We start from the raw sequence: 14,078 nt of genomic DNA on the forward strand, positions 1-14,078 counted from the left end.
TTTTTACTCTTACATAAATTCTGCCAATTTGAAACACTTTTGATTTCAAGACATTGTTTTAAACTTTCTTTTTCAGCTTGTATATTTTGCATTCTTTCATAAGTTAAAGCTTGGATATATAAAGCTCTTGCTCTATCTTCATCTGAAAGTTTTAATTTAAGCAAATCTGCTAAAACAGCTAAACTTTCTTCATTTTTATTGATTTTAGCCAAAGCATCAAGATACATAAATTCTAAATTAGGACTAAAAAGATTTATACCTTTAAAATTTTGATAGTCAATGGCCTTAGGTGCGTAAGTTAAAATAGTTGTTTGCATATTATGATCATTAGCATAAGAAAGTAAAGCATCATAAGCTTCTACCATACTAAAATTCATTGGAAAACTTTCTAAAATTTGCAAAATTTTAATGGCTTGATTGTAGTCATTTAAACGCAACAAAGACAAAAATTGCAAATAATAAGCCTTAAAATTCTCATCATCGCTTTTTAAAATTCTAGAATTAGCTATATCTTTAGAAATTTTAATCACCTGAGGATATTGTTTATTATCAAAAAGAATAGATGCTTTTTGAAGACCATAAAATATAGAATCTTCGCTATAATTTTTATCTATATAATCAAGTGCTTGTTCAACATTAGAAGTTCTGATAAGACAAGCTAACATTTGTTTTTTATTCTCAATTTTCTGACCTATATCATAAGCGCTAAAACGCATAAAAATATTTGCAGCATTGATACAATTATCAGCTTTTATCGCATTTTTTAAATCATTAACAGCTGCTTTCTCTAAAAATTGAATAGCATTTGGAATTTTTTTACTTTCTATAAGATCTTTATAAGCTAAAATCGCACTAAAATTTCCCTCTTTATAATAAAGTGCAACATCTTCATCTAAAGCTTTATTTGCAATATTCTCATCTTTATTTGCATATTGCTTCATTAAATCTGTATAACGCTGATGCAAAAAGCTTGCATTATTATCACCTAAAGCAAAGAATACCTCATCACTTGCTTTTTTGATTTCATCTAAATACCTACCATCTAAATAATCATCCATATACAAATCAAGGTATTTTTTAGCATCACTAGATCTATTAGTATGTGATAAAACTAAGGCTAAATCTTTTAAAGTTTCTTCATAACTTGGATCAAGTTTGGACATTTTAGCAAAGGCGTCTTCATAAATACTTGCACTTATATCAAATTGTCCTTTTTGATTAAATAATTTAGCAAGTTCTAAAGATCTTGGAATATCTTTTCCAAAATATTCAGGATTGGCTTTTAAAATAGTGTTAATATACTCTATAGCTTTATTTACTTGCCCATTTGAAAGCAAATTCTTTGCCAAACTCATAGCTGCTCTTGCAGCTAAATCTAAATTTTTTGTATTAAAATAAGTATTTTCATAAATATTTACAGCTTTTTCTTTTTCATTTAAATTATAAATATAGTCTGCATAATCAAGTTTTGATAACTGAGTAAAATAATTATTAGGTTGTTCATTATCCAAAATCGACATTGTATATTCTACATCAGCACGCTGGGCTAAAGCGATATAAGTTCTTAACATTATATGTAAAACTTCTGAAAAATTTTTATCACTTGTAAAAGTACGCGTCCAATTTTTAGCATCATCAATCATCTTTTCTAAAATTTGTTGATCACGCATGCTTGGATCTTGGGTGTAAAGTTTATTTTGAGCTCTTAATTTATATAGTATAAATTCACTAATAAAAATACTACCACGATATCTATTGATAGCATTTTGCGCATCAATAGCAACCTGACTATAATTAGCCTTATCGTATTCTTTTTTGATGCGTAAATAAGTATTGATATCTGCACTTTGAGGGATGACAACAGGATCAGAATTTAAATCCAAAGCTCCAACATAAGGCAAGCTCTCGTGTGGAAAATTGATATTAAAATCAAGTCCATCATAGTCTTTAATAGGTGCTAGCTCTGGTGCAAAAATAAAAGTAAAAGCTTTACTTTTATACGAGCTTGATGAACTAAGTTCTTTATCTATATAAATATTTTGAGAAGTGTCAAACATTCTTGCTTGTATTTTTGGCAAAATGATCATTTTAATTTTTTGAGCTTCTTGTATAAATTTTAAATCAAAAGCAGAAAAACTCTGATCTTTTAATTTATTATCAACCATACCTGCAATATCACATTCAAAATGAACTTTTGATTCGGTAATAAATTTTTGACATGTAAATTCTAAATCATTACTCGCATGTAAAACTGCAAAAGCTTGATTATTTTCGCGACCCGTGTTTAAAACAAGCTCAAAAGCAAAAGCATTTAAAAAACTTAATAAAATTAAAAATAATATTCTCATAAAATAATTATAGCAAAACTCTTATAACATTAACAATATAGCAAAAGTGCTTATACAAACACAAAAAGCTAAAATAAAATTTTGTATAAAACTAAACTTAATATTATGAACCCTATCATTTTTCATAAATAAAGCATGAATTAAAATCTTTAAATACGCATAAAGCATAATAACAGAAGATAAAGCCACAAAAAGTGCCAAATACCAATATCCATTTAAAATTGCTGTATTTAAAATCATAAATTTACCCCAAAATACTCCAAAAGGCGGGACACCTGCTAAAGAAAGCACACTAATGCTCAAACAAAAAGCAATTAAAGGTTTTTTAACCAAAAGTCCATTTAAACTCTCATAAGAATTATTCTCATAATTGCTTAAAATCATAAATACAGCATAATTTGCAAAAGCAAATAAAGTCCAATATCCAAAAATAGCAAGCAAAATTCCATCAAAATTTTGTTCTTTTAATAAAGGAATACAAGCCACCAAAACCAAAGAAGAATGCACTACAGAACTATAAGCAAACATTTTTTTGATATTGTTTTGACTTAGAGCCGCAAAAGCACCTATAAGCATAGAAAAAATCGCTAGAACTATTATGATATATTCAAAACCTGTATTATTTAAAAAATCAAACAAACGAATAACCACAACCAACATGGCAACTTTTGGCACAACTGAAATAAAAGCAACCAAATTTGTATGTGCTGCATAATACACGTCTTTAAGCCAAAAATGAAAAGGCGCCAAAGAAAGCTTAATTGCACAAAGAACGAAAATCATCACTCCAGCACCCAAAAGCATGGGATCTTTTTGAAACTCATTTTTTAACGCTAAATTAGCAGATAAATCTAAAGTTCCTATTTTTAAATAAATAAAAGCTACAGCCATAACAAAAAACCCAGCTCCTACAGCCGCTACACTAAAGTATTTTATCGCACTTGAAATAGCATTATCACTTCCACGCATTGCTATTAAAGTATAAAGTGCTAAAGAAGAACTTTCAAGTCCTATAAAAATAAGTACTAAATTTGAGCTTGAAACCATCAAAAGCAAAGATGCAATCACAAATAAAAATAAAGCATAAAATTCACCCTGATTTTCTTCTTTTTGCATTAAAAGATATAAAAATGAAAAACACAAAATCACCAAAGAAGCATAAAATGAAACAATATCATTATTTAAAGTAGCCAAAAAAGCTTTTGCTTCTAAACCTTGAGCATTTGCATTATTTAAAATCAAAAAAGCACTTACAATTAAAGATAAAGAACTTATGCCAATATAAAACGATCGATGAAATTTCCAAAAACCAGAGCAAAGCAAAAGAACTATTGCGGTTGTAATTAAAAATAAAAATGGATAAGATAAGCTTATATTTAAAAGTTCTAAATTTAAAAAATTATTTAACATTTGCCTCTCCTATTTTAGATAAAAAATCTAAAGTATTTTGCTCCACAGCTCTAATATTCATTGTTTTTATAAGATTATCCACATCTTTTTGTATCGGCTTTAAAAGTATATTTGGCATAAGCCCTAGTCCAAAAATCATTACTACAATACACACAAGCGCTACTATTTCTCTAAAGCGTAAAGAAAAACCCTCTATAAAGCTTTGTTTTTGCATGAAAAATATTTTTCTAAATACTGCGAACATATAAATCGCTCCTAAAATAATCACCAAACCTGCCAACAAAGCGTAAAATAAATTAATCTTTGCTATACCTAAAAGAATTAAAAACTCTCCCACAAAAGAAACAGTTAAAGGCAAAGAAACACTCGCAAGTAAAATTAGCATAAAGAAAATTGAAAATAAAGGTGCTTTTTTGGCCAAAGAATGGTAAAAAGAAATATCATAAGTATGATATCTTTGATATAAAAGTTCAACCATTAAAAATAAAGATCCTGTTACAATACCGTGTGCAAACATATAAAAAACCGCACCACTAATACCTAAAGCATTTAAAGAAAAAATTCCCAAAATCATCACACCAAGATGTGAAATAGAACTATAAGCGATCAATTCTTTAATATTTTCTGCTCTATAAGCAATTAAAGCATTATAAACGATACTCACTATACATAAAGCTACAATTAAAGGCATAAAATACACACTCGCATCTGGAAAAAGTGGTAAACAAAAAAGTAAAAATCCAAAAGGAGCCATTTTAAAAACTACAAGCATTACAGAAACAAGCACAGGCGAATTTGCATAAACCTTAGGTGCCCAAGTATGAAGTGGAAATAAAGGAGCTTTGATAGCAAAAGCGATAAAAAATGCTCCAAAAAGTAAAAGTTGCTCTGTGAAATTTACTGCTGAGGCATTATTTTTCCAAATTTCCAAGTCAAAAGTGAAGATGTTTAAAAGTTGATAATTTAAATAAGCTTGATAAATCAATGCTACAAGCATTAAAATTGAACCCGCAAAAGCACAGATAAAAAATTTCACCCCTGCTCTAAAATCTTTACCATAAACTCCCATAATATAAAGCAAAGGCAAAAGAGAAAATTCCCAAAAAACATAAAATAACAAACCATCTTTTGCGCTAAAAAGTCCCATAATAGCAAATTCTAAAAAGAATATACAAGATACAAGCGCTTTTTGTTCCAGCTTTAAAAATAAAAAGCTTAAAAATATCATCAAAGAACTTAAAAGCATCAATATAATTGCGATACTGTCTACTCCTACATGAAAGCTAAAAAATTTCAAAATTTTAAAAGAGAGATTATAATCAAAGCTTGCCCCTTGTAAAAAATCCGCAAAAATATCCAAATTTAAAGCCAAAATCATAAAACTTACAACAACGCTAAAAACCTTAACGCCTCCACGATTTAAAAGCAAAACCACAAAAGCAGAAATTAAAGGAAAAAATATCAAATAATTTAGCATTTTACACCATCCATACCAAAATCAACAAAATCACAAAAGCTGTCACCAAAAATCTAAGCATTAAGTTTAAGCTGTTTGGCATAATCATTTTTTGTGAAATATTTTGAGAATAAAAAGCAATTTTTTCAACTATTCTATCAAAAATATAAAGATCACAATGTTTTAAAATCGCACATAAGCTTTCATATTTTGAAACAATAAATTGATGATAGAATCTAGGAATAAAATAATCATTACTTAAAAGTTTGTGAATTTTATTTTCTTCAATACTTTCTTTAAACCAAGAATTTTTATAAGCAAAAATAGCCAAAATTACACCCAAAATAGCTGCTACACTCGCACAAATCATTACAATTTGATTTTGTGCATCAATAAAAACTAATTTTGTGCTTAAATATTCAAAAAAACTATGTTCAAAAAATCCTGCAACAATAGCTAAAACCATCAAAGGACTCATAGCCAAAAGTGCGATTTTACTTGCTTCATGTGGATGTTCATCATGCCTTGCAGGGGTAAAAAATACCAACATTAAAAGTCTAAAGCTATAAAATGCTGTTAAAAAAGCTGCGATTAAAAGCACTAAAAAAATACCATGGTGAAAAGAAATGAAAGAATATCCTAAAATCAAATCTTTAGAGAAAAATCCTGCAAAAGGATAAATTCCTGCTAAAGCTAAAGATCCTATACACATCAAAATAGCCGTAAATTTTAAAGGTTTAAAAAGTCCACCCATTTTTTTAATGTCTAATTTATCATTCATAGCATGCATTACATTTCCAGCACCTAAAAAAAGTAAAGATTTAAAAAAAGCATGTGTAGCTAAGTGAAATAAAGCTATACCATAAGCCCCAAGTCCTGCAGCTACAAACATATATCCAAGTTGTGATAAGGTAGAGTAAGCAATAATGCGTTTTAAATCCCTAGCCACCAAAGCCATAGAGGCTGCAAAAATCGCTACAAAAGCTCCAAGTAAGGCAATAATATAAGAAACCTCAGGAACTAAATCATAAAGCGTGCTAGCACGAATTACCAAATAAACCCCCGCTGTTACCATGGTTGCTGCATGGATTAATGCAGAAACAGGAGTTGGCCCTGCCATAGCATCAGCAAGCCAAGTGTGAAAAGGAAATTGTGCAGATTTTCCCATAGCTCCTATAAATAAACAAGTTGCGATTAAGATCAAAGCATTGTGATCTAGGCTTTGTGCCATGGAAAAAACTTCATTATATTTTAAAGTTCCTGCTTGTAAATAAAGCCAAAAAATTCCTAAAAGCATACCCAAATCTGCAATACGATTCATAATAAAAGCTTCATTAGCTGCAAAAGAATAAGTATCATTTTTATACCAAAAACCTATAAGCAACCAAGAGCAAAGCCCAACACCTTCCCAACCTACAAAAAGTCCTAAGAAATTATCACTCATAACTAAAAAAAGCATAGAAAAGACAAAAAGTCCTAAATAAGCAAAAAATTTATTAAAACCTTCATCATGAGCCATATAAAAAATACTATAAAAATGCACACAAGTAGCTACAATACCTACAACACTCATCATAGTAAGCGAAATGGCATCTATATCAAATCCAAAATTTACTCCAGCAAACCATTCAAACAAACTCACATTAAAAGCTTCATTGCAAAAAAGCAAATACAAAGAACAAAAAGCACTCAAAGCTATTAGAAGTGAGCAAATTATCCCTACAAATTGTTTTTTCTCACTCAAAGCAAAACAACTTGCAAACAAAAAAGCAATAAAAGGACTAAAAAGAGAAATCAAAGCCAAATTTTGCATACTAAGCCTCCACTTCTTTTAAGCTTTTTAATTCCAAAGTGCCTTTTCTTCTATACCAAAGCACACACAAAGCTACACCAACAGCTACTTCACAAGCCGCTACACCCATGATAAAAAGTGCAAAAACCTGTCCATTTAAATCATTGTGCATTTTAGAAGCTGCTACTAAGGCTAAATTAGCACTATTTAATAAAATTTCACTCGAAATAAAAAGCATGATGAGATTTTGTCTTTTTAAAATCCCTACAAGCCCTATGACAAACATTAAAATAGCTATAAAAAAATACTTTTCTATCATTGTTTTTCCTTTGCCAGCTCTTTATGAGTAAGTACTATAGCACAAACTAAAGCAATCAAAAGTAAAATGGCTATGAATTCAAAAGCCAAAAGATATTTTGAAAAAATCGCTAAAGCCAGTTGTTTATTAAAATCAAACAAAGCAGGATCATTTAAAGGCAAATCCGTGCTGATATTTTGGTATTTAAAACCTATAAGCATGGCCAAAAGTAAAATTGCACTTAAAACCACCAAAGTAAAAAAACTTTTTTTAGCTTTAAGTTGTTCTTTAAATTCCTTAGAAGTATCAAAAAACATCATCGCAAAACTATAAAGTCCAAGTACAGCTCCACTATAAACAATAATTTGTATCACGCCTAAAAACTCTGCATCAAGTAAAAAATAAAATCCCGATAAAAACACCATTCCACCCGCTAAAGCCGAAAGAGAATAAAGCATATTTTTACTTAAAACCGCAATACCAAAAAAGCCTAAAACCACTACACTAAAAAATACAAAAGCCAAATTTTCTATCATTTATTTTCTCCTTGCTCTTGCGTATTTTGATTTTCTAAGGCTCTTTCAATCATCACATCGTAATAATTTGGCGTTTTTTTAACCCACAAATTTGCATCCTTTCTAAGACTTCCTGCTCCTTCAAATTCAACTTGATTTTTAAGCTTATCAATAGGAGTTAAAAAATCTTGCTTATAGCCAAAATAAGACCTTTGCTCGGCTGCATTTTCATACTCTGTCCCATGTACTATAGCAAGTTCTGGGCAAACCTCAGCGCAAAAACCACAATAAATACAACGCCCTAAATTAATACTATAATTTCCTACTTTTTTACGCCCATTTTCATCTAAAGAAGTTTCCATTCTGATACAATTACTAATGCAAATTTTTTCGCAAAGCCCACAACCTATACATCTTTCATTTTCGCTTTCTATAAAACGCATCAAACGATGAACAGCACGGTAACGATTGTCAAGCTTTACCTTTTCAAAAGGATATTTAATCGTAGCGCTATTATTTCTCTTAAGTAATTCTCTCATCATCACAAAAAGCCCTACAAAAAGCTCTAGTTTAACGCTTCTACGCAAAGCTTGTGAAATTTTCTCCCAAGTGCTAACAGGAGTTTTTCTTTTCTCATCCACTAAATAATAATTTTTCATATCAAACTCCTATAAAAGAACTGCCAAAGCAGTGATTAAAAGGTTTAAAACCGCTAAAGGGATTAAGATCAAATAGCACATTTTCATCACTTGATCTGGACGCAATTGCGGAAAAGCAGCTCTTGCCCAAAAATACCAAAAGAAAATAAAACTTGATTTTACTATCATCATAATCCAACCAGGAATAATCCAAAAGCTGTTAAAACCCCCTAAAAACAAAAGAGTTACCAAAATAGCTCCAGCTATCATAGAAGCATATTCACCTATAAAAAACATACCCCATCTTAAACCCGAATACTCCGTTCCATAACCCGCTACAATTTCAGCATCATTTTCCGTCAAACAAAGCGGAGTTCTATTGGTCTCTATAAATAAAGCAATTATAAAAAGCACAAAAGCCAAGGGCTGTTTAAAAATAAGCCAAGAAAAAAATCCATCACTTTGATAATTGTTAATATCCACCAAAGAAAAAGAACCTACAAGCATTACAATAGCAATCAAAGCCAAAGCTCCTACGCTTTCATAGGAAATAATCGCTACAAGCCCTCTTGCAGCCCCTAAAATCGACCATTTATTATTACTTGCAAGTCCACCCAAAAACACCGCATAAAAGCAAAGTCCTGAAGTGCCGATGACAAAAAGCAAAGCTACATTGATATCTGCCACTATAGGCTGAATCACCCTTCCAAATAAAGTAAATTCAGGTAGCATAGGAATAGCCGCTAAAGAAACAAAAGCACAAATAGCAGAAATCAAAGGTGCTATAGCAAAAATAAATTTTTGCGAATTTGAAGGGATTATATCTTCTTTAGTAAAAAGTTTTATCATATCAGCTACAAGTTGAATAAGCCCAAAAGGCCCTACCATATCAGGCCCTATGCGTCTTTGAAAATAAGCTAAAACTTTTCTTTCAGCATAAGTTGCAAGACCTGCTAAACTCGCAAATATTGCAATGACAATAATACATTTAATCAAAGCCTCTAAAGCAAAAAAAGCAAAATCACTCATGGTTTGTTCCTAATTTTTCTAAATTCGCCACAACAAATCTTTCATCAAAAAAGCTTAGCGTGTCAAGTTTTTCATCAAAATACGGTAAGAAAGCTCCATTTTTTATATCCTTATCCACACGCACACTAAGGCTTAATTCTTTATCTTTTATTTTAAGTTTTACAAGATCTTTATCTTTTAAATTTTTCTCTTTAGCTAAATTTTCACTTACACCTAAAAAAATCACCTCATTAATCGCACTAGCACGATTTGAAAATCTACCAAATTGATAGCTAGGATTAGCACTATAAAGCAAAATTTCATCTTCTTTTGGGTTTAAATTTTCAAAATTTGGAGAGATGAATTCTTTTTTAGCAACTTGTTTAAAACATTCTAAATTAAGCTCATATCCCCTTTTACAATCGCCTGCATTGGTATAAAAATTGTCTAAATGATCAAAATCAATCGGAGAAAAACCTTTATTTATAGGGAGTCTCTTAGTATAATTTATGGTATATTCCTCATCAAAACCTAAAGCATTAGCTAAATCATTTAAAAAATATCCCTTAAATTCTAAAGCAGCGTTAGTTGGCACCACTCTTTTATCGTAATTTAAAAAAGTTCCTTCTTGCTGATTTAAACTCGCACTAGCTAAATTTGCATGCTCTTCATAAGAAAAACTAAAATCACCTTTTTCATTATAACCTAAAGTCTTGCCTTCTTGTGTGTTTTTATCCAAATCGCAAATCATGGCCACACCTAAGGTATTGGTATGCGTAGGATTTAAAAAGACTTTAAAAGGAGTGGTATTTTGGATCAAAGCAAGTAATTTAGCAAGTTTTTTCGCATTTTTATGAAAATAAAAATCACTCCCTATAACAAGAGTAAAATTTGCTTTTTTAAGCAATAAATCTTCTAATTTATCTTCATCTATGCCTAAATTTTTAGCAAAAATAGAGCGTTGCACTTCTATGATTTTTTTCACTTTCTTAGGCACGACTTTTTTTACTTCTTTTTGGATTTCATTGCCTTCTTCATCTTTTTCTATGACTTGCTCTACAACTTCTTCGTTGATACTTTCTTCTATTTCTTTATTTTCACTAACAAAAAACTCTGCTAAATGAGTTTTAATATCTTCATCTTGGCTAAATTTTTGAAGTAAAAAATATAAAATTTGCTCTTCATCGCCACTTTTATGAATGTGTGAAATAAAATTTTTAGAATATTTTGCTATACCCATATCTTCCATAGGATGAAAATAAAGCCCTGAGCCTTTATTCATCACTAAAGCATTATTGATTTTATAGCTAAGTGTTGGAGCATCATATCTTAAAAGCATTCCAGCCACAACCAAAAAATCACTTTTTGTTATATCTTGAGTATTAGCACTATAAAACTCGCCAGAATTAGCGATAAATTCTTGTAAAAATTCTTTAAATTTCAAAGCTTCTTCATTGATCAAAGAAAGATTAAATTTCTTTTTTAAATTTTGTAAAATCAAAGCTTCTTCATTGGTAATAAAACTATTAAATTTAATGTTTTTAATTTCATTTTTCTCAAAAAGCTCCACAAGTTCTTTAAAGGCTTTTTCATCTTTATCTGCCTCATTTTGCGTATCAAAAGCAAATCTTGCAGCCTTATTTAAACTCGCAAAGGCAAAATCATTACTCACACGATAAATTTTTTCTTTTTGATTGCTAATACCACTTTGCTTAATATCATAATACATCAACTCACAATCGCTTGAATGCGGATTTGAAGCAGGGATTCTTTTAAGTTCCCAAATATTTGAAGTGTATTGAAATTTCGAACCTATCAAAGCTCCTGTTGGGCATACGCTTGTACATTCCCCACAAAATGAACAATCAAGCGTGTCGCCATTTGCAGGACCTATCAAACTTTTTTGAAATTTAGTCCAAATCGCATAAGCATCTTTTCCCATGCTCTCTTTAAAGCTATTATCCACACTATCTCCGCCACGAGGAACGGTTTTTAAAGCACTTTCGCCGATTTTATCCTTACAAACTGTAATACAACGCTCACATACTATGCAAAGTGCGGGATCGTAATTAATCATTCCCCAATGTTTATGCGGTTTATGCGTGTCTTTAATCCAATGTTTTTGAACATTTACACGACTTTTATGAGTGAAATTTTGCAATTCACACTCGCCTGATTTATCGCAAACTCCACATTCTAAAGGATGATTGATACAATAAGCTTGCATGATCTCATTTCTTTCATCCCAAAGATTTTTTAAATCACTTTCTACAACCATACCCTCTTTTGCTTTAGTATTGCAAGAATATACCTTTTTACCATCAGCTTCAACCATACACATACGACAAGCCAAAGTAGGACTACAGCCTGAAAGATAGCAAATCGCTGGGATAAAAATATCATTTCTTCTTGCTATATTTAAAATATATTCGCCTTCTTCAAAGGCGCAATTTATACCATTAATCTTAACTGTCATTTTGCTTCCTTTATGCGAATTGGAGTAAAATCAAAACCATTGTTTTCATAATTTAAAAAAGCTATGGTGCCTTGTAAATTTTCATCTAAACAAAGCTTGGTTTTAAAACTAAAATCTTTAGCCAAAATTTTAACTTCACTTTGATCTTTGCATTTTGCAATTTGTAAAAATTGCTTTGAACAATGTAAATTTTTATCTTGCAAATTTGCTCTAAAAAGCACTAAACCATCATAATTATCTAGTTCTTTTAAGGTGTTTAATTTTGCCTTTTTAAAATCGCATTCTTCTTCATCGCTATCTAAAATCTTTAATTCATATTTTACGCTTAAGAAATTCAAAAAATATTTGATATTTTCGCTATCTTTATAAAAATGGATATTTTTATCTATAATTAAATACTTAGCCTCTTTTAAAAAAGCAAGCACTTCACCTGCTTCTTCCTCTCCAAAGCAAGATTCAGCACTTAAATATCCCTCATCTAAATCGCTAAATTGTCCTTCATCGCTTAATTTACAAAGCAAGGCTAAAACAAAACTCAAACTTGCAATTTCGCATTTGTAAAATTTAGCTTTTAAATTTTTATCTTCCAAACAAGAAATATTAATACTATTTACACCTATTTTTTCACATAAATTTTTGTTTTTAAGGCTTGGCATATCTAAAAAACAAAGAGCATTATCATAAATCATACCCTCTCCTTTTTTATAACAATAGTCCAATCCACTTGATTAAATTTCAAAGAATTTAAAAGCTCGCAACCTTGTTCTTTTACAAAAGAAAAACTTTTTTCAACAGGAGAAAAATCGCCGATTTCAAAAAGCACCACTAAAACCTCACCTTGTTTTGCTTCTTTTATGATTTGTGCTAAATCTTCAAAAAGCTCTTTGCTTTTTCTTAAATCTACTCTTCTCATCGATCTATCTCACCTAAAACTATATTTACATTACCCATAATGGCTACAACATCAGCCAAATAAGTACCTACAAGCATTTCTTCAAAAAACGCACAATGCCAATAACTAGGCGTTCTAGCCTTTAAACGATAAGGTCTTCCTGTACCATCACTATGGATAAAAAAGCCAAGCTCACCTTTTGGACTTTCGGTAGGCACATAAACTTCGCCTTTAGGAGGTTTTAAACCTTGAGTGATTAAAACAAAATGCTGCATTAAGGAATAATTCTGCGTTAAAATTTGTTCCTTTGAAGCACTTACATACTCAGGATGCGTAGCTAAAATTTCAGGTGGAGTATCTTTATAAAGCGTGGCACATTGCCTAAGGATTTTCAAACTTTCACGAAATTCTTGCATATAAACTTTATATCTTGCATAAGAATCCCCTTGTGTAGCATAAGGCACACCAAATTCGACTTCATTATAAAGCAAATAAGGCTCTTCTTTGCGTATATCGTATTTTATACCACTTCCTCTTAACATCACACCCGTACAACCCCAATTTAAGGCTTGTTCTTTGGTAACCACACCTACATTTTCAGTTCTTAAACGCCAAATTCTATTATCATCTAAAAGATCTTCATAATCTTTTAGATCATTTGGAAATTTGTCACAAAATGCAAGCATTTCTTCTAAATAATTCTCAGGTAAATCAAGCATAACCCCGCCTATTCTCATAGAAGAATGCGTAAGCCTTGCGCCGCAATACTTTTCTATCAAATCCAAAACATACTCACGTTCTCTAAAGCAGTATAAAAACACACTCATCGCACCAATATCAAGCGCATGAGTGGCAAGCCAAAGCAAATGTGATGCAATACGGTTTAATTCTAAAAGTATCATGCGTATCACTGCTGCACGGCGTGGAATCTCTAAACCACAAAGCTTTTCAACCGCTGCACAATAAGCATAATTATTCGCTGAAGCGGCGATATAATCCATTCTATCAGTAGTAGGAATAAATTCTTGATAAATCATATTTTCAGCCATTTTTTCCATACCACGATGCATATAACCTATACAAGGACGTGCTTTTACAACTTGCTCTCCATCAAGTTCTAAAATAAGACGTAAATTTCCATGTGCTGAAGGGTGTTGAGGGCCTAAATTGATAATCATTTTTGAGTCTTCTTGCTCAAAAGCTATATTTTCATAATAAGGTTTTAACTTGCTAGGAATTTGCATT

Annotated in this window: 12 protein-coding genes; all 12 read right to left on the bottom strand. The window is 30.7% G+C overall.

Annotation, left to right across the window (positions count from 1 at the left end):
• A partial coding sequence (locus AJ886_RS07135; RefSeq protein WP_070287460.1) for a tetratricopeptide repeat protein occupies nucleotides 1–2,348 on the bottom strand: 2,348 nt, incomplete at its 3' end.
• 21 nt (nucleotides 2,349–2,369) lie between these two features.
• Complete coding sequence (locus AJ886_RS07140) at nucleotides 2,370–3,758, bottom strand: NADH-quinone oxidoreductase subunit N (RefSeq protein WP_070287461.1); 1,389 nt, start codon at nucleotides 3,756–3,758, stop codon at nucleotides 2,370–2,372.
• On the bottom strand, nucleotides 3,748–5,235 hold the full coding sequence (locus AJ886_RS07145; protein ID WP_070287462.1) for an NADH-quinone oxidoreductase subunit M: 1,488 nt from the start codon (nucleotides 5,233–5,235) through the stop codon (nucleotides 3,748–3,750). Before AJ886_RS07145 ends, AJ886_RS07140 begins: the two co-directional genes overlap by 11 nt.
• A 1-nt stretch (nucleotide 5,236) precedes the next feature.
• The gene (nuoL, locus tag AJ886_RS07150) at nucleotides 5,237–7,027 is read right to left on the bottom strand and encodes an NADH-quinone oxidoreductase subunit L (RefSeq protein WP_070287463.1); all 1,791 of its coding nucleotides are present in this window, start codon (nucleotides 7,025–7,027) and stop codon (nucleotides 5,237–5,239) included.
• Between the two features lies 1 nt (nucleotide 7,028).
• A complete protein-coding gene (nuoK, locus tag AJ886_RS07155; RefSeq protein ID WP_002858466.1) occupies nucleotides 7,029–7,325 on the bottom strand; it encodes an NADH-quinone oxidoreductase subunit NuoK in 297 nt (98 codons plus the stop codon).
• Nucleotides 7,322–7,840 (bottom strand): NADH-quinone oxidoreductase subunit J, encoded by a 519-nt coding sequence (locus AJ886_RS07160; RefSeq protein WP_070275935.1) that lies wholly within the window; start codon nucleotides 7,838–7,840, stop codon nucleotides 7,322–7,324. Before AJ886_RS07160 ends, nuoK begins: the two co-directional genes overlap by 4 nt.
• Nucleotides 7,837–8,478, bottom strand: coding sequence for an NADH-quinone oxidoreductase subunit NuoI (gene nuoI, locus AJ886_RS07165; RefSeq protein ID WP_052782041.1), 642 nt, complete (start codon nucleotides 8,476–8,478; stop codon nucleotides 7,837–7,839). The genes AJ886_RS07160 and nuoI overlap by 4 nt, the downstream gene beginning before the upstream one ends.
• A gap of 9 nt (nucleotides 8,479–8,487) precedes the next feature.
• Entirely contained in the window at nucleotides 8,488–9,486 is a 999-nt protein-coding gene (gene nuoH / locus AJ886_RS07170; RefSeq protein WP_002856570.1) for an NADH-quinone oxidoreductase subunit NuoH, read from the bottom strand.
• Nucleotides 9,479–11,941 carry an NADH-quinone oxidoreductase subunit G gene (locus AJ886_RS07175; RefSeq protein ID WP_070287464.1) on the bottom strand — a complete coding sequence of 821 codons (2,463 nt, stop codon included), beginning with the start codon at nucleotides 11,939–11,941 and terminating at the stop codon, nucleotides 9,479–9,481. The genes nuoH and AJ886_RS07175 overlap by 8 nt, the downstream gene beginning before the upstream one ends.
• Complete coding sequence (locus tag AJ886_RS07180) at nucleotides 11,938–12,630, bottom strand: hypothetical protein (RefSeq protein WP_002862215.1); 693 nt, start codon at nucleotides 12,628–12,630, stop codon at nucleotides 11,938–11,940. The genes AJ886_RS07175 and AJ886_RS07180 overlap by 4 nt, the downstream gene beginning before the upstream one ends.
• Complete coding sequence (locus AJ886_RS07185) at nucleotides 12,627–12,854, bottom strand: NADH-ubiquinone oxidoreductase subunit E family protein (protein ID WP_002824979.1); 228 nt, start codon at nucleotides 12,852–12,854, stop codon at nucleotides 12,627–12,629. Before AJ886_RS07185 ends, AJ886_RS07180 begins: the two co-directional genes overlap by 4 nt.
• Nucleotides 12,851–14,077 carry an NADH dehydrogenase (quinone) subunit D gene (nuoD, locus tag AJ886_RS07190; RefSeq protein ID WP_002862216.1) on the bottom strand — a complete coding sequence of 409 codons (1,227 nt, stop codon included), beginning with the start codon at nucleotides 14,075–14,077 and terminating at the stop codon, nucleotides 12,851–12,853. Before nuoD ends, AJ886_RS07185 begins: the two co-directional genes overlap by 4 nt.
• Nucleotide 14,078: the final 1 nt, after the last annotated feature.

It is taken from the genome of Campylobacter sp. BCW_6465 (assembly GCF_001762815.1).
Lineage (GTDB): Bacteria > Campylobacterota > Campylobacteria > Campylobacterales > Campylobacteraceae > Campylobacter_D > Campylobacter_D jejuni.